Annotated in this window: 24 protein-coding genes, 1 tRNA gene and 1 pseudogene; 17 read left to right on the forward strand and 9 right to left on the reverse strand. The window is 63.8% G+C overall.

Going from position 1 to position 24495, the window contains the following annotated elements:
* The first annotated feature begins 34 nt into the window (after positions 1-34).
* A complete protein-coding gene (locus BN2694_RS16780) occupies positions 35-430 on the forward strand; it encodes a hypothetical protein (protein ID WP_135667724.1) in 396 nt (131 codons plus the stop codon).
* Between the two features lie 320 nt (positions 431-750).
* On the opposite strand, the gene BN2694_RS16785 is transcribed toward BN2694_RS16780, so the two are convergent.
* On the reverse strand, positions 751-1155 hold the full coding sequence (locus BN2694_RS16785; RefSeq protein ID WP_135667726.1) for a hypothetical protein: 405 nt from the start codon (positions 1153-1155) through the stop codon (positions 751-753).
* A gap of 142 nt (positions 1156-1297) precedes the next feature.
* Between BN2694_RS16785 and BN2694_RS18200 the strand changes: the two are divergent.
* Positions 1298-1632, forward strand: a pseudogene (locus BN2694_RS18200) (zinc ribbon domain-containing protein); the annotation flags it as partial.
* Positions 1633-1741: 109 nt separating this feature from the next.
* Here the strand turns inward: BN2694_RS18200 and BN2694_RS16795 are convergent.
* Both BN2694_RS16795 and BN2694_RS16800 read right to left on the reverse strand, forming a co-directional pair.
* Positions 1742-2278, reverse strand: a complete 537-nt coding sequence (locus BN2694_RS16795; protein ID WP_135667728.1) for an HAD family hydrolase — start codon at positions 2276-2278, stop codon at positions 1742-1744.
* A gap of 163 nt (positions 2279-2441) precedes the next feature.
* Complete coding sequence (locus tag BN2694_RS16800; protein WP_135667788.1) at positions 2442-3050, reverse strand: undecaprenyl diphosphate synthase family protein; 609 nt, start codon at positions 3048-3050, stop codon at positions 2442-2444.
* A gap of 89 nt (positions 3051-3139) precedes the next feature.
* On the opposite strand from BN2694_RS16800, the gene BN2694_RS16805 reads away from it, so the two are divergent.
* Together BN2694_RS16805 and BN2694_RS16810 are read left to right on the forward strand one after the other, a co-directional pair.
* Positions 3140-4480, forward strand: a complete 1341-nt coding sequence (locus BN2694_RS16805; protein WP_135667730.1) for a DUF92 domain-containing protein — start codon at positions 3140-3142, stop codon at positions 4478-4480.
* On the forward strand, positions 4477-4932 hold the full coding sequence (locus tag BN2694_RS16810; protein ID WP_135667732.1) for a GNAT family N-acetyltransferase: 456 nt from the start codon (positions 4477-4479) through the stop codon (positions 4930-4932). The genes BN2694_RS16805 and BN2694_RS16810 overlap by 4 nt, the downstream gene beginning before the upstream one ends.
* Positions 4933-4956: 24 nt before the next feature.
* Here BN2694_RS16810 and dnaG read toward each other — a convergent pair whose 3' ends face one another.
* Positions 4957-6504, reverse strand: coding sequence for a DNA primase DnaG (gene dnaG, locus BN2694_RS16815; RefSeq protein WP_135667734.1), 1548 nt, complete (start codon positions 6502-6504; stop codon positions 4957-4959).
* A gap of 229 nt (positions 6505-6733) precedes the next feature.
* Between dnaG and BN2694_RS16820 the strand changes: the two genes are divergently transcribed.
* The 3 genes from BN2694_RS16820 to BN2694_RS16830 are packed head-to-tail and all read left to right on the forward strand — an operon-like array spanning position 6734 to position 9375.
* Positions 6734-6955: a DUF3311 domain-containing protein gene (locus tag BN2694_RS16820; protein ID WP_135667736.1), complete on the forward strand. Its 222-nt coding sequence runs from the start codon at positions 6734-6736 to the stop codon at positions 6953-6955.
* The gene (locus tag BN2694_RS16825) at positions 6948-8417 is read left to right on the forward strand and encodes a sodium:solute symporter family protein (protein ID WP_135667738.1); all 1470 of its coding nucleotides are present in this window, start codon (positions 6948-6950) and stop codon (positions 8415-8417) included. The genes BN2694_RS16820 and BN2694_RS16825 overlap by 8 nt, the downstream gene beginning before the upstream one ends.
* 34 nt (positions 8418-8451) lie before the next feature.
* The gene (locus BN2694_RS16830) at positions 8452-9375 is read left to right on the forward strand and encodes an HFX_2341 family transcriptional regulator (protein WP_135667740.1); all 924 of its coding nucleotides are present in this window, start codon (positions 8452-8454) and stop codon (positions 9373-9375) included.
* A gap of 28 nt (positions 9376-9403) precedes the next feature.
* Here the strand turns inward: BN2694_RS16830 and BN2694_RS16835 are convergent, their stop codons facing one another.
* Positions 9404-9739, reverse strand: coding sequence for a glutaredoxin family protein (locus BN2694_RS16835; RefSeq protein WP_135667741.1), 336 nt, complete (start codon positions 9737-9739; stop codon positions 9404-9406).
* A 70-nt stretch (positions 9740-9809) separates the two neighbouring features.
* Positions 9810-10076: a BolA family protein gene (locus BN2694_RS16840; RefSeq protein ID WP_135667743.1), complete on the reverse strand. Its 267-nt coding sequence runs from the start codon at positions 10074-10076 to the stop codon at positions 9810-9812.
* A 304-nt stretch (positions 10077-10380) separates the two neighbouring features.
* Here BN2694_RS16840 and BN2694_RS16845 point away from each other — a divergent pair, with 304 nt between their 5' ends.
* From BN2694_RS16845 to BN2694_RS18270, 4 genes are all read left to right on the forward strand, one after another.
* Positions 10381-13059, forward strand: coding sequence for a valine--tRNA ligase (locus BN2694_RS16845; protein WP_135667745.1), 2679 nt, complete (start codon positions 10381-10383; stop codon positions 13057-13059).
* 126 nt (positions 13060-13185) lie between these two features.
* Entirely contained in the window at positions 13186-13461 is a 276-nt protein-coding gene (locus BN2694_RS16850; protein WP_135667747.1) for a type II toxin-antitoxin system HicB family antitoxin, read from the forward strand.
* Positions 13462-13463: 2 nt separating this feature from the next.
* Positions 13464-13721, forward strand: coding sequence for a type II toxin-antitoxin system HicA family toxin (locus BN2694_RS16855; RefSeq protein ID WP_135667749.1), 258 nt, complete (start codon positions 13464-13466; stop codon positions 13719-13721).
* A gap of 24 nt (positions 13722-13745) precedes the next feature.
* Entirely contained in the window at positions 13746-13859 is a 114-nt protein-coding gene (locus BN2694_RS18270; protein WP_449272222.1) for a DUF7333 family protein, read from the forward strand.
* On the opposite strand, the gene BN2694_RS16860 is transcribed toward BN2694_RS18270, so the two are convergent.
* From BN2694_RS16860 to BN2694_RS16865, 3 genes are all read right to left on the reverse strand, one after another.
* On the reverse strand, positions 13860-14636 hold the full coding sequence (locus BN2694_RS16860; protein WP_135667751.1) for a DUF1405 domain-containing protein: 777 nt from the start codon (positions 14634-14636) through the stop codon (positions 13860-13862).
* A gap of 73 nt (positions 14637-14709) precedes the next feature.
* Positions 14710-14853: a hypothetical protein gene (locus BN2694_RS17310; protein WP_167880081.1), complete on the reverse strand. Its 144-nt coding sequence runs from the start codon at positions 14851-14853 to the stop codon at positions 14710-14712.
* Between the two features lie 107 nt (positions 14854-14960).
* A complete protein-coding gene (locus tag BN2694_RS16865) occupies positions 14961-15422 on the reverse strand; it encodes a universal stress protein (RefSeq protein WP_135667753.1) in 462 nt (153 codons plus the stop codon).
* A gap of 302 nt (positions 15423-15724) precedes the next feature.
* Here BN2694_RS16865 and BN2694_RS16870 point away from each other — a divergent pair, with 302 nt between their 5' ends.
* The 6 genes from BN2694_RS16870 to BN2694_RS17315 all read left to right on the forward strand — a co-directional run bounded on the left by BN2694_RS16870 (position 15725) and on the right by BN2694_RS17315 (position 23744).
* Positions 15725-17095, forward strand: a complete 1371-nt coding sequence (locus BN2694_RS16870; protein ID WP_167880082.1) for a serine hydrolase domain-containing protein — start codon at positions 15725-15727, stop codon at positions 17093-17095.
* 170 nt (positions 17096-17265) lie between these two features.
* Complete coding sequence (locus tag BN2694_RS16875) at positions 17266-18726, forward strand: MATE family efflux transporter (RefSeq protein ID WP_135667790.1); 1461 nt, start codon at positions 17266-17268, stop codon at positions 18724-18726.
* Positions 18727-18887: 161 nt separating this feature from the next.
* On the forward strand, positions 18888-21935 hold the full coding sequence (locus BN2694_RS16880) for an FAD-binding and (Fe-S)-binding domain-containing protein (RefSeq protein WP_135667757.1): 3048 nt from the start codon (positions 18888-18890) through the stop codon (positions 21933-21935).
* Positions 21936-22058: 123 nt separating this feature from the next.
* Complete coding sequence (locus BN2694_RS16885; RefSeq protein ID WP_135667759.1) at positions 22059-23357, forward strand: helix-turn-helix transcriptional regulator; 1299 nt, start codon at positions 22059-22061, stop codon at positions 23355-23357.
* 65 nt (positions 23358-23422) lie between these two features.
* A tRNA-Glu gene (locus BN2694_RS16890) sits at positions 23423-23497 on the forward strand.
* Between the two features lie 88 nt (positions 23498-23585).
* Complete coding sequence (locus BN2694_RS17315; RefSeq protein ID WP_167880083.1) at positions 23586-23744, forward strand: hypothetical protein; 159 nt, start codon at positions 23586-23588, stop codon at positions 23742-23744.
* Positions 23745-24495: the final 751 nt, after the last annotated feature.

Below are 24495 nucleotides of genomic sequence, written 5' to 3' on the forward strand. Positions count from 1 at the left end.
GGGGTATCTTCCCAATGAGGCACAAACGTCCAAGATGGCGCACTATCAGCGATTTGCTTTGAGGACCGGTGATTCGCCGACGGCGGGTCACATTTCAATCGAAGGCACGTTCACCAACAAAGTCAATCACCTGGTTCCCGGGACCAAGGTCGGATTCGATGTCTCCCTCTGGCAAGAAGAAGGCGACGGGGGAGAAGTCACCACCGACAACAAGGACGCAGAAGGTACTCGAAGTGTTCACCCCGGAGATATAACGAAAGAAGAAAAGGAAAAGTACGGTGTCGTGTCGGTCTCTGACGGAGAAGTTCAGGATTCGGATGTGAGAACCACTGAGAGCCTGAACAAACAGGTACAGAAGATATCTGAATCGGTAGATGGGGAGGTCACCAAAGTCGCTCTCAACCCTCCGACTGTCATCAACGTGCACTGACCAGATACCAGCTTCGGAAGATAGATGGCTTGTTGAATGCAAGACAGCGCCAAGATGGAGTCAATTAGGTACAGCCTTCTTAAGCGAGCGGGGGCTTTCTGGTTCTATTAAACCCGGATCGCACTCACTCGCCACGTCGCAAACGTCCCAAACGCTCTCGGACACCCGATCGGCGGACTGTTTCGAGAGCGAGAAGACGTTCCTCTCGGTCACGGTCTTGAGGTCGTCGATCAGCCCGGTACGATCGTCCGAATCGCTCGCGTCCACGGTGAGGACGCGGTCGATCGTCCCGGCGAGCCCCCGCCGCGTCCTGCGTGGCCTCAGTCGGGCTGTCTTCGGCGACGTTCGCCCGCCCCCTCGGTGGCGAGAACCCCGACGCTGGCGGCCGGGTCCACGCGGTCGATCACTCGACGGGCGATTTCGATGCCGTCTGGGAGCGACGTCCGGTTGCTTGTCGGGAGGTTTTTGAGGTGGCGCGCCGCCAGCGAGACACTGTTGATCGGCACGAGCAACACCTCGGCATTCTGGCTGGCGAAGGCGACGAATAGGACTACGTCTCGCTCCTGGTAGGCCTCCCGCATGAGCTCCATGACGGTCCCCTTGGCCGCCCGAATCGCCGGACGCAGCGACGCAGTGGCGTCGAAGACGAAGACTACGAGCGCGGTCGCTTCCCCCGCGCGAACGGACTGTCGGAGGGCCTCGTGACTCGACGGTGGTTCGGCCATCCTTGGCGGCTTCCCGGACCGAGGCCGCTGCGTCGACCGAATTACCGGCATCGGCCGGTTCGGTCCGGACCCGGGGCCCACGGTTGTCCGGACTGGTCTCGGCAACGGCGCGATCCCGTTCGCCAGAGGTCGTCTCGGCTGACGCCTCCTTCTCAAATACGTCGAGTACAAGGCCCCAGAACGGGGTGTCGCAGTTGAACAGGTGGACCAGACCACACCAGTCCGCGGTGTTCGCACACCGACTGTGGCTTCACACATGAAGACAACCGTACCGGCGAGAAGTTCTAGTGTCTGAAGTGTGGGTACGAAATCAACGCCGACTACAACGGCGTGAACAACGTCGGTCTACGGTATATGGCGAAGCGACAGCATAGACTGCGTTCCTCGCCCACGTCGGGGAACGGAGACGTACTAGTAGATGTCCGTGAATGTGGAATGTTGAACGGCGACGGCTATCGGCCAACCGCCGAGGGTTGATTGCCGGAAGTCCACATCAAAACCACCGAAAGGCGAAGCCTTTCGAGGCCTCGATAGAGCGTCGCTCTCTCGGTAGTCTCTCCCCAAGGACCGAGCCGAGTAGCGGAAATCACTCGCCGAGTCGCTCCTCGACGTACTGAAACGCCGTCCCGGCCCGTTCGGCAGTGATTTCGTCGGTCTCGGAGTCGCCGACGAACAGCGTCTCGGCCGGATCGACGCCGAGCCGACTCACCACGGCCAACAGCGGCTCAGGTTGGGGCTTGTGGGGCGCCAAGGAATCCCGGCCGACGACCGCTTCAACTGCCTCGACCAGCCCGTGCCGTTCGAGGGCCATGCGGACCGCCGTCTCGGCGTTCAGCGAACAGACACCAACCGGGACGGACAGGGGGAGTTCGTCGGCCAGCGGGAGTCGTTCGGAGGTGTGAGCGCCCACTCGCTCGTGAGTCGCGACGAGTTCTTCAGCGACCTCACCCACGCCGGCGGCATCAGCACGCTTCAACAGGTTCCACAGCGTCGCCCCATCCGTCGCGACCCCGTGGTTCTCGAGGCGGTCGGCGACCTCGCGGGTCACCAGCGCCCAGTCGACATCGAGTTCGACGAGCGTCCCGTCGAGGTCGTACACCACCGCCTCGTAGGACTCGACCATGTGAAGACGTTTCCGCCCCCACAGCAAAGGCGCTTCGCACGCGGGTCGACGGGATCGAGACACGGACGGAACGAGGTCGGCCACCGCGACAACGGCGCCGGTCTCGAAGCGGTCGGCGGCGTCGAAACACCGATAAAACGTCATCGGCCGCCGCGATCACCGATCACTGGCCGAAGCGACGTTGGCGCTGCTGGTAGTCCCGGATCGCCCGCAGGTACTCGCGCTTGCGGACATCCCGCCAGTTGACGTCGGTGAAGTACAGTTCCGAGTACACCGACTGCCAGATCATGAAGTCCGAGAGCCGCTCGGCACCAGTCTTGATCACGAGATCGGGATCGGCCGGGAAGACGAGTCGACACTCGATCTCGGCCTCGTCGATGTCGTCCGGATCGAGTTCGCCGGCGTCGACCTCGCGTGCCAGCGCCTCGACGGCAGCGGCGAACTCGTGTTTGCCGCCGAGGCCGATCGAGACAGCGATCGGTGCCTCGACAGTCTGGTCGTCACCGGGACCACGGACGGCAACCGGCCGCGGCGCGTCGACGGATTCGAGTTCACGCCGCAGCGTCGGGACGGCATCCTCGTCGAGGACGCTGACGTACACAGTGAGTTTCTCGGCGCCGTATTCGAAAGCCCACTCGAAAACGGCTTCCAGCGTGTCGTAGGCACCCTGTTCGAGCAGGTCGCGTTCCGTGAGGACGATCGCGACTCGGTCGGGGGTGGCGGCGTCGCTGTAGCGGATCCGGGCGGCAAGGTAGCGGTCGTAGATGCCCACGGAGAGCGCTTGTGACCGGGCCGATAAGAAGGCCACGGGACGGGCGTGGGTCGGAACTGGTAAGTACCTCTCGGGGAAAACCGCCGACAGTGACCACCGCAGTCCGACGCTCGGGGGCGTTCGCGGCCGTCGCGGCCGGGACGGCCATCATGCCCGTCGCAGATAGCCTGGCCGATCGGGCCATCGCCACGATCGCGGCGACTGCCCCGTTCCTGTTGGTGGCGGCGGCCGCGCTTTGGGTCGTCGACTCGGGCATCCTCTTCGAACTGTTCGCCAGGCCCGGGGATCGCCGGGACGGACGCCTGTACGGACTCGCCGGCTTCGCACTCGCGATCGCCGCCCTCGGGCTACTGGCCTTCCAGTTCGACATGCCAGTCGTCGTTCCCGTGGCCGCCGCGCTCGTCCTGGGCGTGGGGAACCTCGCCACCCACGTCGCACGGAACCTCGGCGCCGATCCGTTCGGTGCGACGGCGGGATTCGTCACCGGCGGTGCCGTCGCTGGCGTCGCTGGGTTGCTGGCGAGTAGTGCCATCGTCGGGTCGGGCCTTCACCTTCCAGAGACGGTCTTTCTCGCCGTCAGCGCGGCTCTACTGGGCGCCCTCCTCCGATCGGTGCTATTCGAGCGGGACGATCCGCTGGTTCTCATCTCGATCGGCCTGCTGCTGTGGCTGTTCTCGGATCTCGCGATCTCGGTGACGACGTTCGGCATCACGGTCGCGCTGGCGATCACGGCCGCGCTCGGGTACGTCTCCTATGCACTGGAGACTGCCTCGCTCCCAGGCATGCTGACAGGCGTGTTGCTCAGCCTGCTGACGATCGTCGTGGGGGACTACGGCTGGTTCGCCATGCTGATAACCTTCTTCGGCGGCGGCGGGTTGGCGAGCAAATTTAGATACGACGAGAAGGTCCAACGCGGCATCGCCCAGGAGAACGAGGGGGCTCGTGGCAGCGGCAACGTTCTCGCCAACTCGCTGGTCGCGCTGGTGGCCGTCCTCGCAGCCGCGGCCAGCCCGCAACTGACGGGGCTGCCCCCCCGAGTGTTTCTGTTCGTTTTCGCCGGATCGGTCGCGGCGGCGATGAGCGACACTCTCTCCAGTGAGTTCGGCGGCCTCTACGACGCCCCGCGGCTGATCACCTCCTTCGAACGGGTCGAACCCGGGACCGACGGCGCGATCACCTGGCAGGGTGAACTCGCCGGAATCTCGGGGGCGGCGATCATCGCAATCATCGCCGCCGTCGCCTTCGAGACGATCGGGCCGGCGGGCGCGGTGGCGATCGTCTGCAGCGGCATTCTCGGCATGACGGCCGACAGCCTGCTCGGGGCGACGCTGGAGGGGCGCTGGCTGAGCAACCAGGGCGTGAACTTCCTGGCGACCCTCGTCGCCGGTTTGGTCGGCGGACTGTTCGTCCTCGCGGGGCTCGTGGCGTGACACCCGAGGTCACGATCGACGTCGCCACACCCGAGGACCGGCCTCGATTACGTGCGATCCAGCGGGCAGTCCTCGCCGAACCCTCGCCAGACCTCCTGGCTGTTGCCGTCGATGGGGCCGGGCTGGCCCTGGTCGCGCGGGTCGATCAGCCGGCGCAAACGGACGACCCGGTCGGCTATGCGCTGGCGCTGACGGCAGACGAGATTACCTATATTCCCGAACTGGCCGTGACACCGGCCTGGCAACGGCAGGGGATCGGAACAGTGCTCATCGAGAGGACCGCCGAGCGGGCGACAGCGGACGGAGTGACGGAAATCCGACTTACAGTACGGGCCGACGACGATGCCGCCCGGGCGTTCTATCGGGACTGTGGCTTCGAGGTACTCGAAGAACTACCCGACCATTACGAGACCGGGTCGGGGGCCGGGCTGTTGCTCCGGCGACGACTGTAGGCCGGAACCCGTCCGCAGCCGCCCTCACGCTTCGCTGACGACCGAAACCCGGACGCTCGCCGGCTGTTTGACGAACTCGCCGGCCGACGTGGCGACGATACGGGAGACGCCGCGCTGGGCGGCGACGTCCAGCAATCGCTGGGTGACCTCGCCGTCGAGGACTACCGTTGCCGGGACCGGATCGGCACCCCGGACGGCCTCGAACGCCTCTCCGGCGGGGGACTCGGCGAGCGTCGCCAGGGAGTCATCGAGCAACCGGACGGCCTCGACGCTGTCTCCGATCACTGCCTGAACGTGATCGTCGAGCGTCTCGCCGGCCTGATCAACCGCCGTAGATTCGGTTTCGTTTTGGGCCGTCGTGGCTGTCTCACCGTCCGTCGCCACCGTCGCTCTCTCGTCAGCCTGGGGCGTTGCCGCTCCCTCGTCGGCCGCAGCCGTCGTCGCTACCGCGTCGTCCGCCGTCGCCGAGACTGCCCCGTCGGTTTCCCCCGTCGTCGCTGACTCGTCCTCGCTCTCCGACGCCGAGGTCGGTTCGGCCGCCTCGACAGCCGATCCGTTCCCGGACGAGGTGACGACTGCTCCGTCGCCGGCAGTGTCCGTCTCGGATCCGTCACCAGTCGTCTTTCTCTCCGCCGAGACGTCGTCAGACGGAGATTGTGCTGTGTCGGTCCCGTCTGACGGTGTCTGATCGTCAGTCTCGCTGTCGCTCGAATCCGAGGAGTCGAGGCTCGTTCGGTCGGTCGCGTCGGAGTCAGCCGTGACCGTCCCGTCCTCGAGAACGGCCTCGTAGGGCACCTTCTCCCGGAGCGAGCCAGTCACCTCCGATCGGGAGAGATCCTCGACGGAACGCCCCTCCGGTGCGAAGGCGACGTAGTCGACGCTGGCGACCTGGGCGAGTTCGCGCAGGATGAGGTCGCCCCCGCGATCGCCGTCCAAGAACGCGGTGACCGTTCGATCGTGCGTGAGGTCGGCGATCGCATCGGGGACATCCGTCCCTTCGACGGCGACGGCGTTCTTGATCCCATACTCCAGCATCGTCAGGACGTCCGCCCGACCCTCGACGACGATGATCGCGTCGCTGTCGGTCACACGCGGCCCAGCGGGCAACCCCTCGTAGTCGGTGATGCGATCGACACGCACCCGGCGACGGACCTCCTCGACGAGTTCGTCACTGGAGACGGCCTCCTCGTCGAAGGCTGCCAGCAGTTGCTCGGCGCGGTCGACGATCTCCCGGCGCTTTGCGGTCCGAACGTCCTCGAGTTCGGTCACTTCGACGTCGGCCCGGCACGGGCCGACCCGGTCGATCGCCTCCAGAGAGGCCGCGAGGATCGCCGTTTCGACGCGGTCGAGCCCGCTAGCGATGGTCACATCGCCCCGGGAACGACCCGCCTCGGTCTGGACTTCGACGTCGATACGCCCGACTTTCGAGGATTCTTGAAGGGTCCGGAGGTCGAGGTCTTCGCCGAGCAGCCCTTCGGTCTGGCCGAAGATCGCGCCGACGACGTCACTTCGCTCGACCACCCCGTTTGCCTCGAAACGTGCGTGAATGAGATATTTCGCTGAATCCTGCATTGATGATCTGCCCCGTCATGGGACGTGATGATGATGCCATGGCCGAATGCATGGACAGCGATCCCTATGTCACGGGCCAGCAAATACCTGTCGGGACAGAGACAGGCCCGCCGAGCGGACGGGAACGGCGGACGAGTCCCCCGACGTTTTGAACATATTTTCTTTTCGAACCGGCAGATTGGTGGAGAGTGATAACTATTATACCCGAACGTAGACAAACTACGTTCGTATGACGGCAACTCGCGAAGAGTTGTTCTGGGTGTGCGTCGGGCTCGGCCTGTGTGCCCTGGCGATCCCCTGGTTCCTGTGGGGCAACGACGCCGTGGTCGCTGGCCTCCCGCTGTGGTTGTGGTGGCATATCGGCTGGATGGGGCTGACGGCGATCGTCTTCTATGCCTTCACCAGATACGCCTGGGGCATCGGCGTCGAAGGAGGGGTTCGCGATGGCTAACGTCGCCCTGCAGATGGCAATCGTCGTCGGCTACTTGCTGCTCGCCCTGGCGGTCGGCCTGTTCGCCTACCGCCTCACCGATCGCTCAGCCGAGGACTACTACCTGGCGAGTCGGACGATCGGAACGGTTGTCCTTCTGTTTACGACCTTCGCGACGTTGCTATCGGCCTTTACTTTCTTCGGCGGCCCCAACCTGGCGTTTGCGGCCGGTCCGGAGTGGATCCTCGTGATGGGGCTGATGGACGGCGTCATCTTCGGGATCCTGTGGTACGTCATGGGCTACAAGCAGTGGCTGATCGGCCGGAAACACGACTACGTCACAGTGGGGGAGATGCTGGGCGATCGCTTCGGTTCACGGGCGCTCCGGGGCCTGGTCGCCGCGATCAGCCTCTTCTGGCTGCTGGAGTACGTCATGCTCCAGCAGGTCGGGGCCGGCCGGGCGCTGGAATCGCTCACGGAAGGGGCGATCCCCTACTGGGCGGGGGCAGCGTTGATCACTGCGTTCATGATCGGATACGTCGTCTTGGCGGGGATGCGCGGCGTCGCCTGGACGGACACGCTCCAGGGCCTGTTTATGCTTGTTCTCGTGTGGCTCGCGCTGGCATGGATCGTCGTCACGACCGGCGGCTCGGGCGAATTGACGAGCGCGATGGGCAAGGTCAACCCCGAGTTCCTCTCGCTGGGTGGCGGGCTGTACTCCCCCCAATACATGCTTTCGATGGCGATCGCGATCGGGTTCGGCGTCGCGATGTTCCCACAGATCAACCAGCGCTTCTTCGTCGCCCGGAGCAAGCGCGTCCTCAAGCGCTCGCTCGCCCTGTGGCCACTGTTGGTCATCCTGCTGTTCGTCCCCGCGTTCATTCTTGGCGCGTGGGCAACGGGACTCGGGGTTACGCCCAACGCCAGGGGCAACATCCTCCCGCCGTTGCTGAACGCCTTCACGCCGACGTGGTTCGCGGCATTGGTCGTTGCAGGCGCGATGGCCGCGATGATGTCCTCCAGTGATTCGATGCTTTTGTCTGGGTCGTCGTACCTGACCCGGGACCTCTATCGGCCCTTCCTCGACCCCGATGCCAGCGACCGCCGGGAGGATCTCGTCGCCAGGCTGGCGGTCGTCGCCTTCGCCCTGATCGCGCTGGCGATGAGTCTCGGGACGGATCTGACGCTCATCCAGATCGGCGCGACGGCATTCAAAGGCTATGCCCAGTTGACTCTGCCCGTACTCGTCGCGCTGTACTGGCGCGGGACGACCCGGGCCGGCATGCTCGCCGGCGTCGGCGTCAGTCAGGCGTTCTACCTGTTGGCGACGTTCACTGATGTCGTGCCCGCGACCTACTGGGGCTGGCAAGCGGGTCTCGTCGGAATGGGAATCGGGCTCGCATTGACAGTCGGTGTCTCGCTGGTAACGACGGCCGGTGCTGAGGCTGACGCGACACTCTATGAGGGACTTCGCGCGGACTGAACACGTTTAAACCACTACCTGAGAATTCACCACCATGCAAACACACATCGTCCCGGTCGGGTTCGACTACGACCGACTCATCGCGCCGCTGGTCCGGGAACAACGCACCGTCGACCGCGCCATCCTGCTGGAAGGCGCCATCGGCAACGAGGCCAACGCCGAATACTCCCGGCTGCTAACCAGCCAGTTGGAAAAAGACTTCCAGAACCTGCTTGGCTCGAACACCGAGCGCATCCTCGTCGAGGACGTCTATGACTACGACGCCGCCTTCGAGCAGGGCTTCTCACTGATCAGTGCCGAACTCGACCGAGATCCGGACGCCGATGTCTGGCTCAACATCTCCGCGATGCCCCGGACAGTGAGCTTCGCGTTCGCGACGGCCGCCCACTCCATCGCCGTCGAACGCGAGGGCGACCGCGAGCGGATCCACACCTACTACACCGCTCCCGAGAAGTATCTCGAGACGGAACTCGCCGAAGAGCTGCGCGAACAGATCGACCTGCTGGAAGGGCTTGCCGGCGACATCGACTCCGAAAAGATCGACGAACGCCTGACGAGCGCCCAAGAACTCATCAAAGAGTTCGACGAGCGCGGAACGACCATCGGCGCCAAGGAGATCGACGGCAGCTACATGGTCGAGATCCCCGTCGCCTCCTTCTCGAATGTCAAACCTTTCGAGGAGCTCATCCTCTTCACGCTGGGCGAACACGGCGAGTTCGAGTCGGTCTCCGAGTTGGCACAGACACTTGCGAAAGACCTCGGCGAGGAATATACCGACAGCTTCCGCTCGAAAGTCCTCTACAACGTCGATCGCCTCGGTCCCGGTGGAAAGGGCTACATCGAACAGGAAGAGCACGGCAAGTCCTACCGGACGCGCCTCTCCCGGATCGGCGAACTCTGGGTTCGTGCTCACTCCGGCGAGCGGCCCGATGTCGCCGTCTCGGGTGCGGGAACCTAGCCGAGACTTGGGTCTCCGGACAGCCCGTTCAGGCGTGTAGAACCTCGGCCAGGTCGCCGTTCTCTTCGTGTTCCTGTAAAATGTCGCTCCCGCCGACGAACTCCTCGTCGACGTAGGTCTGTGGAATCGTCTCCCAGCCGCTTTGCTCCGCCAGGGCGTCGCGATAGGCGGGCAACGCATCGAGGACGTTTACCGTCACAAAGTCGTCGCGATGGTCACGTATCAACCCGACCGCACGTTGGGAGAACCCACACTGCGGACGGTGTGGCGTGCCCTTCATGAACAGCACGACCTCGTTCTCGGCGATGGCTCGATCGACCCGGTCGGCGACGGATGCGGACCCGGATGTGGCGTCTGATGACATCGTCAGTGTCACGCGGTGAGGCCGCCTATCGGTTGGGGACGGAGCAACATCCGCCCCTACCTGTGACGTGCTAGCAGTTTTCAGTGCCATCACTGCCCGAGTTGGCTTCCGCCGGCGTGCGAGTCGTCACTTTCAGCGCGTGGATCTCCGTCGTCATCGCTTCCCCGAGGGCGTCGTAGACCAGTTCGTGTTGCTCGACGAGAGTCTTCCCGTCGAAAGCTGGTGAGATGACCTCGGCGGCGAGGTGTTCGGTGTCGTTAGGTCGCGGGTGGGTGACCGTCACCTCCGCGTCGTCGATCGCCGACTCGATGCGGGATTCGACTTCGGCTGGCTCCATGGCTGTGCTGGCTGATCGGCGGCCAAAGGGGTTGTGTTCGTGACAATTCGCGATGGACACTTGCTTCGAGCCGATCCAACACGAAACACTCAATCCGGAGGAACGTCGAGTCGGATGTATGCGACGGTACGTCCAAAACACCGGCCGCGCTACGCCGCAAACCGACCCTGTTGTGGACGCACGTACCGTAGTAGGGGCGGCCTAGCCCCACCACTCTCCTCACGTTCTGTCCCGGCCCACGATCGGACACCAACCAGCCAGCGAATGCGGAACACGGAAATCACCGACCACCAACGGAGAAACAATGAGCACGGACCACGACGCCGATACCGACGACGCACCGACGCCCGAACCCACGCTCGAGGGGGACTACGACCCCGGCGAGGTCGAACCCCGATGGCAGGACTACTGGGTCGAGAACGACACCTACGCCTACGAGGAACCCGAGACGCCCGACGCCGACACGCAGTTCACGATCGACACGCCGCCGCCGACGGTCTCGGGCGATCTGCACATGGGCCACCTCTATCAGTTCACCCTGCAGGACTTCGTGGCCCGCTACCATCGGATGGCAAAGGATACGACGTACTTCCCCTTTGGCTACGACGACAACGGCATCGCCTCCGAACGCCTGACCGAACGGGAACTTGGCATCCGCCACCAGGACTTCGAGCGCCGCGAATTCCAGGAGAAGTGCCGGGACGTCTGTGCCGACTACGAGGCCGCCTTCACCGACAACGTCCAATCGCTTGCCATCTCGATCGACTGGGACAACACCTACAAGACGATCGAGCCCCGCGTCCAGCGCCTTTCCCAGCTATCCTTCCTCGATCTATACGAGCAGGGACGGGAGTACCGACAGCGCGCGCCGACGATCTGGTGTCCTGACTGCGAGACAGCGATTTCCCAGGTTGAACAGGAGGACAAGGACAAGGCCACCACGTTCAACGACATCGCCTTCCCGTTGATTGAGGACGGAAACGGTGAGGCTGACGACGGCGAGACGTTGACCATCTCGACGACGCGGCCCGAGCTCCTGCCGGCCTGCGTCTCCATCTTCGTCCATCCGGACGACGACGAGAACCAACACCTCGTCGGCGGGACCGCCGAAGTCCCACTCTTCGGCCAAGAAGTCCCGATCATCGAGGACGACCGGGTCGACTTAGAGACTGGCAGCGGCGTGGTCATGTGCTGTACCTTCGGCGATCAGACCGATATCGAGTGGTACCAGGCCCACGACCTGGAGTTGCGGATCGCCATCGACGAGTCCGGCACGATGACCGACCGTGCCGGCGACTACGAGGGGTTGCGCACCGAGGACGCCCGCGAGGAGATCATCGAGGACCTCGACAGCGAGGGGTACCTCCTGGAGAGTCGTGACCACCAGCACACGGTCCAGGTCCACGAGCGCTGTGAGCACGAAGTCGAGTACCTCGTCACCGAGCAGTGGTACGTCGAGATGCTCGACCGGACCGACGAGTACCTCGATGCAGGGCGACAGATGGAGTGGTACCCCGAGAAGATGTTTTCCCGCTACCAGCACTGGATCGAGGGCTTAGAGTGGGACTGGTGTATCTCCCGCCAGCGCGACTCGGGCATCCCAATCCCGGTGTGGTACTGCGAGGACTGTGGCGAGGCGATCTTCGCCGACCGTGATGATCTGCCGGTCGATCCCCTCAGCGACGACCCGCCCGTCGAGACGTGTCCCGAGTGCGGTGGCGACTCGTTCACCCCCGAGGAGGACGTCTTCGACACCTGGGCGACCTCGTCGCTGACCCCGCTCATCAATTCAGGCTGGGACTGGGACGATGACGCCCAGGCGTTCACCTTCGACAACCCGGAACTGTACCCGGTGAATCTCCGGCCCCAGGGCCACGACATCATCTCCTTTTGGCTGTTCCACACGATCGTGAAGTGCTACGAGCATACCGGAGAGGTGCCCTTCGAGTCGGTGATGGTCAACGGGATGGTGCTCGACGAGAACCGCGAGGCCATGTCCAAATCGAAGGGCAACGTGGTCTCGCCCGCGGAAGTGCTTGAAGAGTTCCCGGTTGATGCCGCTCGCTACTGGGCCGCCGGGACCTCCATCGGCGACGACTTCCCGTTCAAGGAGAACGATCTGGAAGCCGGCGAGCGCTTACTCCAGAAGCTCTGGAACGCCTCGAAGCTCGTCGATCAACTCGCCCCCGAAACGGATCCCGACGAACCGGACGAACTGGCGGCGATCGACCGCTGGCTGCTGGCGAGACTGGACGAGGCCGTCGAGAGCCTCACCGAGAAGCTCGCGGACTACGAGTTCTCGAAGGCCCGAGACGAACTCAGGACGTTCTTCTGGTCGACATTCTGTGACGACTACCTCGAAATCGCAAAACAGCGCGGGGACGATTCGGCCGCGTACACCCTGACGGTCGCCCATCGCACGTTCCTGAAGCTGTTCGCTCCCTTCCTGCCCCACGTCACCGAGGAGATCTGGCAGGCCCGCTACGCCGATAGAACGACGAGTTCGATCCACACGACCGATTGGCCCGAACCGCGGGGCTACGAGGCCGACATCGCGGCCGGCGAGCAAGCGATGGCCGTCATCGGGGCGCTGCGCCGGTACAAAACCGAGCAGGGCCTCGCGCTGAACGCCGATCTCGACCGCGTGGAGGTCTTCGCCGACGTGACTGGCTTCGAGGAAGCCATCAGCGGAGCGATGCACGTCGAGGAACTGACCGTCAGCGACGAGTCCCCCGAGATCGGCACGGAGATCGCCGACATCGATCTCGATTACGCGACGATCGGCCCCAAGTACGGCGATCAGGTCGGCGACATCGAGGCGGCGATCGGCCAGGGCGACTACGAGATCGACGGCGACCAGTTACACGCCGGCGACATCACCCTCGAGGACGATGCCTTCGAGGTCCGCGAAGAACACACCTACGCCGGCGAGGGTGAACTGATCGAGACCGAGGGCGATCTGGCCGTCGTCGTAAGGGATTGAAACGATAGTATTCGATCGCAGTTGTAGTGAAACAACCGTTCAATAGGACTGCGTATCGAACATTGACGGGTCGTGCCAACTGGTGATGCCCGAAACGTTTTGCATCCTGGCAAAGTACGAGTAGCTATGGCACAAGCCGACTCGGGCGACGCGGATTCTCCTGATCGAGAGATCCGCTTACTGAAGAATCCGAACGGGCAATGGACGGCCCGTGATCTTCGCGTCGGAGTAACTGCTCAGGGAGAGAGCCGAGCTGTCGCACTTGACAACCTTGACGCCGTTGTCGAGGCAGTAGAAGGCAGCGGAGGCCATCCTCCGACCGACGACGAAATTCGTGATCTGGGTGTCGATCCCGAAGTCGCCCGATCCCAGGACGACGAACTCCCCGATGTCTTGCAGTAGCGATGGTGACGGGAGATTTTTCCGGCGAAGACATATACAAAGTACTTGTCAATGTTGGTGGCTTTCGGCACGTGCGTACGACTGGTGACCATCTGATTCTACGATGGAAGCCACCGGAAAGCCACGAGAATACAGACCCCCGCGTTGTGACCGTTCCAGCCCACGACTCGATCAGTATTGGCACACTCCACGATATCGCCGATGATGCCGGTGCAGCGGATTTCGAAGCGTTCTGCGAATGGATTGATGCCCATCGATAACTCACTCTCGCCGTGTGCCTCGAAATGAGTCCGATGCAAACGAGCACCGTCGCGATGGTTTCGGGCGGGCTGGCGGTCTTTGGCCTGGTGACGCTCCTGGTCGGCGTCAAACACGGCGAGTACCGCGCCGGACAGTGATTACGCGTTCCGTCCGTTTCGTTCCCGCATCTGGATGCGGCGAGTGAGGAGCGCAAGCACCGTCGCGAGGATGGTCAGTCCGACCGCGGCGACGGCCGCGAGATCGTGTGCGGCGACGGTGTGATCGAACACCCCGTTCACGTAGGGCTCGGCCCGGAGCCAGGTGTGATGTGGTCCCTCAAGCACTGGCCAGAAGTAATCGACCAGATCGTTCAGACCGTACCAGCCGACAGCGATGGTAATCGCCGGCAGTGAGAAGGTGGCGTAGCGGTGGATCAGGAACGCTTCGAGGCCCATCGCCAGGTGGCTGGTGATCAGGAAGACGTACAGCCAGGTGGCGATCCCCTCGGGACCGTTGAGAAACAGTTGCACGAACGGCGTCCAGAACCCGAGTTTGATACAGCCAAAGAAGGCGAGGACGTGCAGCCAGTTCGCCCGCACGTCGAGTCGCCAGGCGATCAGCGAGAGCCCGATCAACAGCGTCGCCACCGGGCTGTCGGGGATCAGCGGCCAGGCGGCGGGCGGTGCGGCACCGAGTTGTCCCTCGACCAACGGCGACGCGACGTTCAACGGTCGTCCGGCGTAGTACCAGAACCCGAAGAGTGTACCGAGGAGATTGAGCAGGGCGATCGGCCAGGCGAGCCGCAGGCCGAGGTCCTCGAGCCAGTCGGGAAGTGGCCCAACGAAGGGTGGACGGCCGCTTGTGGCGGGCAATTCCACGTCGAAGTATCGTGCGACAACCCCTTCGAGACGACGACCGACGCCAGCGCCTGCCATGGGCGAGACGACGACTGCTACTGTCTAAAGAATGTGGATCGACGGTAGTCGAATCGACGGGCCGTCCAGTCAATCACGCGCGCCACTCGTGGCCACAGTCTTCACAGGCGAAGTATCGCCAGTCGGTGCCGCCGGGGACCCGCTCGGTCCCGACGTGTTCACGATCGTCGCTTCCACATTCTGGACAGGCCGTGAGGGGAGAGGCACTCGCTGCCATATGTGACCCTCCGACCACGTGACACAAAGAACTTGCAGAAGAGGCAAGACCATGAGGGTTTCTCGACGCTACCGTGAGTAGTGAAAGCACGACCCGCGGAGAGTCGATCACTCCATCGACAGCGTGATCTCGCCTTCGAAGTTGAGGATGACTTTCTGAGTGACGTCCCCGAACAGCGCCTTGCCCGTCGGCGAGCGCCGCTGGCCGACGAGAAAGACGTGATCACAGTCGTTCTCGCGGGCGACCTCGAGGATTGCGTCGGCCCGCTCGTCGTCGTCGACGACGCGCAACAGGACGTCAGTCGACATCTCCATCCCATCAGTCGCCTCGGCTGCGGCCTTCTGGGCGTCGTTCTTGAGACCGTCCCGGATGTCGTCGTCGCCGTAACTGGTGTGTTCGACGTTGCCGATCGTTTCCATCGTGTCTGCGACTTCCTCGTACTCGTCAGGCGAAGCGAGGCGCAAGACGAGCAGGTCCGAATCACGGCACATGCTGAAGTTGGCCGCAGTCTCGAGCAGGTCGGCTTCCTTGTCGTTGCCGGTCATGACGACGGCCAGTGACGATGCCATATTCCTTCGATCCGACTGTGACGGTAATCAAAGTAGCGATCAGTGCACTCGCTGCCAACAGACGTCAGTATAGCCCGCTCTTCGGGACGAAAACCGGACGGACAGCAGACGGTGTCCGGACTCGATCCCAGACCGGATACGAGAGAGACACTCCGTCGAAGACCGCCGAGATGCTCCATCGAAGCCCGACTCCGACAGGGCCGATCTCAGGCACCGCCGCGAAACCGACCGACGGGTGGCCTCAGTCACCCGGTCTCTTCCGGCTCCCAAACTTTGATTGGGACTTCCCGGGCACGGATCGTATGGACAGGCCCTCCAGACGGTCGATACTCGCGAGTCTCGGCGCAGTACTCACCGGATTCGCCGGCTGTTCGAACGCCGACACCCCGACCACGATCAGTGACGCGACCACGACGACAGAACCGACCGCCAGACCGACGACCCCGGGCGATGTGAGCACTACAGGAGAGACGACGAAATCGAGCAGGGACCTGCCGACGACCGGACAGCCGGGCGATGTCGAGGCCTTCGACGAGGTACTCCCCGCGTTGCTGAAGCAGTGGGAGATCCCCGGAGCGACGGTGGCCGTGATGGACGACGAACGGCTCGCATTTACCCGCGGGTACGGGACCGTCGGCCCTGACAGCGACGAACCGGTCCGACCGAATGCGTACTTTCGGATCGGGAGCCTCTCGAAACCGATCACCGCCGTCGCGACCCTCGACCTCGTCGAGAAGGGGAAACTGGCGCTCTCCGATCGGGCTTTCGAGATTCGCTCCGATCTGCTCCCCGAGGAAGGGCCGGCCGACCCCCGCGTCGAGGAGATCACGGTTCGACAGCTCCTCTCCCATACGGCCGGGTGGAGCAACGCGACCGTTGGGTTCGATCCGGTCTTCGCGCCGATCCAGGTGGCCGAAGCACAGGGGTCAAAAGCGCCGGCCAGCGCCGAAGTCACGGTCGAATTCATGCTGACTCAGGACCTCGGGTACGATCCCGGGACGGACTTCCAGTACGCCAACGTCGGCTACTGCGTCCTGGGGCGGATCATCGAGGGTGTCACCGGCGAGGACTACGAGACGCACGTCCGTGAGGCCGTATTGGAGCCCCTCGGTGCAGACGAGTTGGCGATCGGCGCGACCCGAAAGGAGAACCTCCGAAAGGGGGAAGTCCGCTACCTGAGTCACGCCACGGTCCAGTCACCGTTCCCTGGCGAGGGGGCGGTCCCGCGCCCGTACGGCGCCGGCGTTCTCGGGGAAGCCTTAGACGCCGACGGCGGCTGGGTCGGGTCGGCCCCCGACCTGTTGCGGTTCGTGCGTGGCGTCGACGGGCTCGATGGGGCCCCGGACATCCTCGAGGCGGAGACGAGAGAGACCATGCTCGCCCGCCCCGACGTGAGTCACTGGGAGGGGACCGACCAGTACTACGGGCTCGGCTGGTTCGTCGACCGCCCCGGAGACGGAACGGTACTGTGGCACAATGGGTCGTTACCCGGCAGCTACGCTTTCCTGGCACACGATCGAAACGAATCGCTGACGCTTCTGGCCCTGTTCAACGGGCGATCCCCGGACCAGGTGTTCGGACAGTTCAACGTCGCCGCCCAGCGAACGCTTCTCCGAGCCATGGGGGAAGTCGACAGCTGGCCCGATCGGGACCGCTTCGACGGAGCCGTCTGAAGTCGTGCCGACAAGCGGGTCCGAGCGCGTCGCTCACCGGCTTCTCAGCGGCGATCAACGTCCGAACGGAGCGGTATCCGAAGAGTATTAAACTACAGCGGCTGAACTTTTTCTTCGTGGAAAAGACGGAGACGACGGATAGCATCACGGAAGGGGCACTCGTGCGCCCGATGCTGGCCATTGCGTGGCCGCTGGTGGTCTTTCAACTGCTGAACGTCGCGTACAACGTGACTGATACCATCTGGCTCGGCCATTATTCGGCCGACGCGGTCGGCGCGCTGAGCATCGCCTGGCCCCTGATATTCCTGTTTATCTCGATCGCCGGCGGGTTCAACTCCGCGGGGGCGATCCTGGTCGCCCAGTACACCGGCGCCGACAGCGAGGGCTCGGCAGGGAGGGTGACTGGTAACCAGTTCATCTTCGTCGTCGGGATGGCGGTCGTGCTGGGGGTCGTGGGATATCTCCTCTCGGATCAGTTGCTCGCACTGCTGCCCTCCAGCCCGGACACGGCCGCACGGATCATCCCGATGGCCAACGACTACATGGAGGTCTTCTATCTGGGCTTGCCGTTTCTGTTCGCATTCTTCGTCTTCTCGACGGTCATGCGCGGGTACGGCGACACGCGGACACCGATGTACGTCATGGCCGGTAGCGTGGGGCTAAACGTGATTATCGACCCGATCCTCATCTTTGGATTCGCCGGCAATCCGCTGTTCGCCCTGCCTGGTCTCGACGCGATCGGGGCGACTCTCGCCGAGCTGACGTCGTTCAGCGGTCTCGGGATCGAAGGAGCCGCCATCGCGACGGTCTCGACGCGCGGATTGGGTGCTGTCGTCGGAATCGGTCTCCTGTTCTTCCGCGGGTTCGGACCGGACGTCCGGCTTGAACACCTCCGCCCGGACCTGGACGTCATCCGTGACCTCGTCGACCTGGGACTACCGACGACGGCCGAGCAGTCTGCCGCCGCACTCGGCATGATCACGATGACGGCAATGGTGTCGATGTTCTCGCCTGCCGTCGTCGCGGCCTACGGACTGACCAACCGGATCGGAACGATCGTATTCCTCCCGTCGATGGGGCTGGGACGGGCGACCAACACGATGGTCGGCCAGAACCTTGGGGCCGAAAAGCCAGACCGGGCCGAACGGGCGACCTGGCTTGCCGCGAAGGTCGCTGTTGGCATCCTGTTGATCGCGGCGGTCGTCGCGTTCGTCTTCCCGAAACCCATCGTCGGCGTGTTCCTCTCGACGGGGACCGAAGATGCGGCCATCACGTTGGCCTTTGCGGCGACGTACCTCCAGGTTCGGGCCTTCGAATTTGGCTTCATGGGCCTGTTCCAGGTCATGCTTGGAGCCTTCCGCGGGGCGGGTAACACCCGTATTGCGATGGTGCTCTCGATCATCGCGCTGTGGCTCGGTCGCGTCCCGCTGGTGTACCTGCTGGCGGTCGATCCGGGGCCGCTTGGCCCGCTCGGGATCTGGATCGGCTTCGCAGCCGGTGACATCCTCGGCGGGATCGTCGCGACGCTGTGGTTCACCCGCGGCACCTGGAAGGAGGCCGTCATCGGCGAGACGGATGGGACTGGCGGAGAGCCGCTCACCGAGGACGGTCCGAGGCCAGCCCCCGATTGACGTGCTTCCGGACATCGATCTCGACATCCCGGTCCGAACGTCCGAGACCAATCTGAACGGTGCATCCGCCACAGCGTCACCGAAAACGAGTCCAGTCGGTCATTCCAGTCGACCGTCAGCGGAGCGTGACATTAATCTCGGTTGGGTCGTAGGATATGCCCATGGGAACGAGTAACCAGGTCGGACCGGGGGTCCCGGAACACGCGGACCCGGCCACTGACGACCGCGCGGACTACGATTACGTCTCCGAGGAGGTCCAGCGGCCGGGGCTGGTCGCCGACCTCCGCGATCGTATCGCGGGGGACGTCCGTTTCGACGAGTACTCCCGAGAGCTATACGCCACGGACGCCAGTGCCTACGAGGTGTTGCCGATCGGCGTTGTCTTCCCGAAGTCGACCGAGGACGTGGCAAACGTCGTCAAATACTGCGCCGAGCGGGAGATCCCGGTCCTGCCCCGGGGTGGAGGGACCAGCCTCGCGGGCCAGACAGTCAACGAGGCCGTCGTCCTGGATTTCAGCCGCTACATGGACAGCGTCCTCGAGACGGACCCCGAAGACGCCCGGGCTCGGGTCCAGGCCGGGACGTACATCGGCGACATGAACGCGGCGTTCGCCGAGCACGACCTCAAGTTCGCCCCGGATCCCGCCTACGGCGACAAGAGCGCCGTCGCTGGCGCGATCGGCAACAATTCGACTGGTTCGCACTCGCTGAAGTACGGCAAGACCGACGCCTACGTCGAGTCCTGCGAAGTCGTCCTTGCCGACGGGACCGTCACGGAGTTCGGCGAAGTCACCCTCGATGAGCTTGAGGACCGCGCGGATCCCCAGGGCGACCTCGAAGCCCAAATCTACGCCGAAGTCGCCCGAATCGTCGAGGAAGAGGCCGAGACGGTCGAGGAGCGCTTTCCGGATCTGAAACGGAACGTCTCGGGATACAACCTGGACCGACTGATCGACGAAGCCGAAGACGGGACGGTCAACCTCGCCCGCCTGTTGGCCGGCAGCGAGGGGACTCTCGCGGTGATCACCGAGGCCGAGGTCTCCCTGGAACCGGTCCCCGAGACGAAGTCTATCGCCCTGCTGGCCTACGAGGATCTCATCGACGCGATGGAGGACGTCTCGATCATCCTCGAACACGATCCCTCGGCGCTTGAGGTGCTCGACGACACACTGCTGGAACTCGCCGGCAAGACCGAAGAGTTCGGTCCTCTCGTTGCGGAGATGGTGCCCGAGGGCACCGGCGCGATGCTCTTAGTCGAGTTCTACGCCGACAGCGACGAGGAAGGTAGACAGAAAGTCGCCGACCTGATCGCCGACCGACTGCCAGACGGCAATAGCGAACTCGAACCCACTGACGGTGCCAGTGAGATCACGGACGAACCACACTACGCCTTCGCCGCCCAGGAGGCCCACGCTGACGACGAACGAAAGCGATTCTGGAAGCTCCGCAAGAGTGGGAACCCGATCCTGCTGGGTCGGACGACCGACGAGAAACACATCAGCTTCATCGAGGACACCGCCGTCCCACCGGAGAACCTCCCCGAGTACGTCGCGGACTTCCAGGACCTCCTGGAGGACGTCGGGACGTTCGCAGCCTTCTACGCGCACGCCGGCCCAGGGTGTCTGCACATCCGGCCGCTGGTCAACACGAAGACCACAGAGGGCATCGAGCAGTTCGAGGCGATCGCCAAGGGAGCGACCGACCTCGTCGTCGAGTACGGCGGCAGCGTCTCCGGCGAGCACGGCGACGGCCGCGCCCGGTCGCAGTTCAACCGCAAGCTCTACGGCGATGATCTCTGGGAGACCTTCGAGGAGTTGAAGACTGCCTTCGACCCCGACTGGTTGCTCAACCCGGGCAACATCTGTGGCGACCACGACATGACCGAGAACCTCCGGTTCAGTCCGGAGTACGACTTCGACCTCGGGTTCGAGCCCACGCTCAACTGGGACAACGACAACGGTATACAGGGCATGGTCGAACTCTGTCACGGCTGTGGTGGGTGTCGCGGTCCCCAGGACACCACCGGCGGCGTGATGTGTCCGACCTTCCGAGCGAGCGAAGAGGAAATCACCTCGACGCGTGGGCGGGCGAACATGCTTCGCCAGTCCATGAGTGGTGACCTCCCGGACGACGTCACCGACGAAGAGTTCGTCACCGAGGTTCTTGACCTCTGTATCGGCTGTAAAGGCTGTGCGAAGGACTGTCCCAGCGAGGTGGACATGGCCAAACTCAAAGCCGAAGTCGTCCACCAGCACCACCAGGAACACGGTTCGAGCCTCCGGGACAAACTCTTCGCAAACGTCGACCGACTGTTCCCGCTCGGGAGTGCACTCGCCCCCGTCTCGAACTGGGCCCAGCGACTGCCCGGGACCGGGATTATCCAGGAGAAAGTGCTCGGGATCGCTCGCGAACGGGAGTTCCCCACCTTCTACCGGGAAACGTTCGTCGACTGGTTCGCGGAACGCGGTCCGCAAGTGCCCGAAGCGGAAGCCGACCGGAAGGTCTTGCTGTTCCCGGACTCCTTCTCGAATTACAACCGGCCACAGGCGGGTAAGGCCGCCGTCGAAGTGTTGGAGGCGGCCGGCGTCCACGTCGAGGTGCCTGCCGAGGTGACCGACAGCGGCCGGGCGGCCCACTCGAAGGGCTTTCTCGACAAGGCGAAAGACCACGCCCGCGAGAACGTCGACGCCCTCGCGCCACGCGTGGCCGACGGCTGGGATGTCGTCAGCGTCGAGCCCTCTGTCGCAGTGATGTTCCAACTGGACTACCTCGACCTACTCGCGGGTGGGGACGTCGAGGCAGTCGCCAAGAACAGCTACGGCGTCTTCGAGTACCTCGAGACGGAGGGGCTGGTCGAGAAACTCCCAGTCGAGGCCGGGAGCGAGTCGCTGACGTATCACGGCCACTGCCAGCAGAAGGCCGTCAAGAAGGACCACCACACTTCGTCGGTCCTGGATCGCGTCGGGTTCGACGTCGACCACCTCGACAGTGGCTGTTGTGGGATGGCAGGGTCGTTCGGCTACGAAGCCGAACACTACTCGCTCAGTCAGGCAGTCGCCGGAGTCCTCTTCGATCAGATCGAGGACAGCCACGGCGAACGCGTGATCGCCCCAGGTGCCTCCTGTCGCCACCAGATCGGCGAAGGCGAAGTGGCGAACGACGATCCACCACACCCGATCGAGGTGCTCGCGGAAGGAATCGGACGCTGATCGACGGCTCCAAGTGGTATTCCGGGTGTGCGCTGATCGAAGACTCCAGGTGGCGATCTCGGACTGGCTGACCACGGGCCAGTCGCAGTCCTTTTATGGCGGCGTGGGATGTATCTCAGGTAGATGTCCCGACGGGTAGCTGCAGTTGGTCTCCTACTGGTCATCGTCGGGTTCGTCGTGGTGCCGATCGCGGCCACGATCGGCGGGGCGGCGTCTACTCCCCCACTGGCACAGGAGCATACAGAGGGGACGAACCACCTCGCCGACCGAGTGGAGTCGGCGGAGGGCCAGTCGGCGTTGTTCCAACGAACGGCAGGGGACTTCGATCGGACGCTGTTCAGCATTCGAGCCTTCGAGAACGGGTCGGCCAGGTGGACGTTCCGGTACACGCGCCTGCTCGAAAACGAGACGGAGGAGTCGAACTTCGAGGGGTTCGCAGCCGACTTCCGGACGAACGAGACGGCCCTCTATCGGGAGTTCCGCGAACAGGCCCAGGCGCTGACTCGCTCCGGTAGCAACGTCACTGGTCGGCCGATGAACGCGACGGCGTTCAGTCGTGACGCGCGTGTGAGACCACTCGGTAACACCGGCATCGTCGAGATGTCTTTCACGTGGACGAACTTCGGGCAGCAACGCGACGGGGGCGGCCTACGCATCAGCGACGTCTTCGAAGGTGGCATCTACATCCGGTCAGATCAGCGTCTGCGATTCGTCGCCGGCCCGGGTCTCGCCTTCGAAACAGTCGATCCGACGCCGACGAACACCTCTGTGTCGGCGCTTTCGGACAGCGAGTGGGTCGCCTGGACGGGCGAGCGGTCGTTCGGTGATCGGCGACCAGCTGTTTCGTTCCAGCCTGCTTCGGCGGTCCGAACGGAGTCGAACGAGGGGGACGGACCAACGGTTTCGACCGACGTAACGGACGCTGGTTCGGATGGGACTGGCGGGGCCGAGACGGACCAGACGACCACGGCCGCCGGTGACACCTCGACGGGGATCGGAATGCTGGTGACAGTCGCGGCGCTGGCGCTGGTCGCGCTGGGGGTCGTCGTCGCAGCGTGGGTGAACGGATATCTCGAAACGGGCGAGGATGGCTCGGTCGCCACTGACGAGAGTGACTCGGGGGAGGGTTCCGACGAGACCGTCGCGACGGACGCGAGCGAAGAGATGAAGACGGCGATGCTCAGCGACGAGGATCGCGTCCGGCAGTTGCTCGAAGACAACGACGGCCGGATGAAACAGACCGAAATCGTCGATGGCACCGAGTGGTCGAAATCAAAGGTGAGTATGCTGCTCTCCGACATGGAAGACGACGGCGAGCTCACGAAGCTCCGGGTCGGTCGCCAGAATATCATCAGCCTACCGGGATCCGAACCCGAAGCCGCGCGGTCGCCGTTCGAGGATCTCGACGACGAGGAACCCTGAGACCGCCTGCCGTAACCGATCGAAAGCGGAATCGTTAAACCCGTCTCCTCGCAACGTTTGGATGCGCTCCGGTGGTGTAGTCCGGCCAATCATCTTGCCCTCTCACGGCAAGGACCAGGGTTCAAATCCCTGCCGGAGCATTTTGCGACGAACAAATCCGTGAGTCACAAATGCGGCACGAGGGATGTGAAGGAGACGAGTCGAAGCCCGCACCGTGGAGGTCGACGCATGAACGCGACCGTCCGCGACCGCGTCAGGGTCGTCGTGCTCGTCGCGGCGGCGCTGTACGGCCCGGCTGCAGTCTACCTCGTCCAAGGACCCGACGCCGGGATCATGCTGACGATCTCGATTCTCGCCGCCAGTCATCTGCTGGAGCCCCATCGATGAGTCCCTGTACCGTCGAACACGCGAGCGTGTCAACAACGCGGCCGCCGCGATCGAAGCGCATCCGCGTTGCGCGGGCGTCGACGCCCTCGCGCCTGCTGTTGGCCCGCACAACGCGTGGACGCTCGAAGCCACGCTCACGATGGGGACGTGTCCGCCGTATTATACGCGCTCGCTGATGGACCCTTACACGGTCGCAAAGCCCAGCCGCGGGAGGCCGAGTATCACGTGGGTCGCGGGTGTGTAAGTTCGCACAAGAGCGTGTCTGAAACTTGTTCCCGGTCTTTTCGTTCCGTAGCACCTCCCGCTTGCTTCAACCCCACAAGGGGTCCATCTGAAACGGTTCCAAGCAACACGCAGAACCCATGGCAACCAACGGCTTCAACCCCACGAGGGTCCATCTGAAACCGTGCTGCCGTGAAGGAACTGTGGCCGGAACTGATGCTTCAACCCCACGAGGGTCCATCTGAAACCGCGGGGGCCGCGTCTGCACAGACGACAGAGCCACTGCTTCAACCCCACGAGGGTCCATCTGAAACCATGGCCGATTCACCGGCCTTACCCTGGCAATAACACGGTTTACACATCGAGATTTCTGTCGACCGGCAATAGCCCCCAGATCCCGGGGGGTCGATGAAACGCTTGTTGGTCGTCGTGGTACGGGCACAGTCCCAGTGTCGGTCGAAGGAATCTCTCGCCACCGGCGGCACAACTGGGCACTCTCAAGAGCGCCTTGTCGCCCACCCCCACCACC

The organism is Halorhabdus rudnickae (genome assembly GCF_900880625.1).
Lineage (GTDB): Archaea > Halobacteriota > Halobacteria > Halobacteriales > Haloarculaceae > Halorhabdus > Halorhabdus rudnickae.

Bases quoted from the DNA above. Each gene is read 5' to 3' on its own strand.
- BN2694_RS16780 (WP_135667724.1), top strand. From the start codon at position 35: ATGGCGCACTATCAGCGATTTGCTTTGAGGACCGGTGATTCGCCGACG.
- BN2694_RS16785 (WP_135667726.1), bottom strand. From the start codon at position 1,155: ATGGCCGAACCACCGTCGAGTCACGAGGCCCTCCGACAGTCCGTTCGC.
- BN2694_RS16795 (WP_135667728.1), bottom strand. From the start codon at position 2,278: ATGGTCGAGTCCTACGAGGCGGTGGTGTACGACCTCGACGGGACGCTC.
- dnaG (WP_135667734.1), bottom strand. From the start codon at position 6,504: ATGCAGGATTCAGCGAAATATCTCATTCACGCACGTTTCGAGGCAAAC.
- BN2694_RS16820 (WP_135667736.1), top strand. From the start codon at position 6,734: ATGACGGCAACTCGCGAAGAGTTGTTCTGGGTGTGCGTCGGGCTCGGC.
- BN2694_RS16825 (WP_135667738.1), top strand. From the start codon at position 6,948: ATGGCTAACGTCGCCCTGCAGATGGCAATCGTCGTCGGCTACTTGCTG.
- BN2694_RS16830 (WP_135667740.1), top strand. From the start codon at position 8,452: ATGCAAACACACATCGTCCCGGTCGGGTTCGACTACGACCGACTCATC.
- BN2694_RS16835 (WP_135667741.1), bottom strand. From the start codon at position 9,739: ATGTCATCAGACGCCACATCCGGGTCCGCATCCGTCGCCGACCGGGTC.
- BN2694_RS16840 (WP_135667743.1), bottom strand. From the start codon at position 10,076: ATGGAGCCAGCCGAAGTCGAATCCCGCATCGAGTCGGCGATCGACGAC.
- BN2694_RS16845 (WP_135667745.1), top strand. From the start codon at position 10,381: ATGAGCACGGACCACGACGCCGATACCGACGACGCACCGACGCCCGAA.
- BN2694_RS16850 (WP_135667747.1), top strand. From the start codon at position 13,186: ATGGCACAAGCCGACTCGGGCGACGCGGATTCTCCTGATCGAGAGATC.
- BN2694_RS16855 (WP_135667749.1), top strand. From the start codon at position 13,464: ATGGTGACGGGAGATTTTTCCGGCGAAGACATATACAAAGTACTTGTC.
- BN2694_RS18270 (WP_449272222.1), top strand. From the start codon at position 13,746: ATGAGTCCGATGCAAACGAGCACCGTCGCGATGGTTTCGGGCGGGCTG.
- BN2694_RS16860 (WP_135667751.1), bottom strand. From the start codon at position 14,636: ATGGCAGGCGCTGGCGTCGGTCGTCGTCTCGAAGGGGTTGTCGCACGA.
- BN2694_RS17310 (WP_167880081.1), bottom strand. From the start codon at position 14,853: ATGGCAGCGAGTGCCTCTCCCCTCACGGCCTGTCCAGAATGTGGAAGC.
- BN2694_RS16865 (WP_135667753.1), bottom strand. From the start codon at position 15,422: ATGGCATCGTCACTGGCCGTCGTCATGACCGGCAACGACAAGGAAGCC.
- BN2694_RS16870 (WP_167880082.1), top strand. From the start codon at position 15,725: ATGGACAGGCCCTCCAGACGGTCGATACTCGCGAGTCTCGGCGCAGTA.
- BN2694_RS16875 (WP_135667790.1), top strand. From the start codon at position 17,266: ATGCTGGCCATTGCGTGGCCGCTGGTGGTCTTTCAACTGCTGAACGTC.
- BN2694_RS16880 (WP_135667757.1), top strand. From the start codon at position 18,888: ATGGGAACGAGTAACCAGGTCGGACCGGGGGTCCCGGAACACGCGGAC.
- BN2694_RS16885 (WP_135667759.1), top strand. From the start codon at position 22,059: ATGTCCCGACGGGTAGCTGCAGTTGGTCTCCTACTGGTCATCGTCGGG.
- BN2694_RS17315 (WP_167880083.1), top strand. From the start codon at position 23,586: ATGAACGCGACCGTCCGCGACCGCGTCAGGGTCGTCGTGCTCGTCGCG.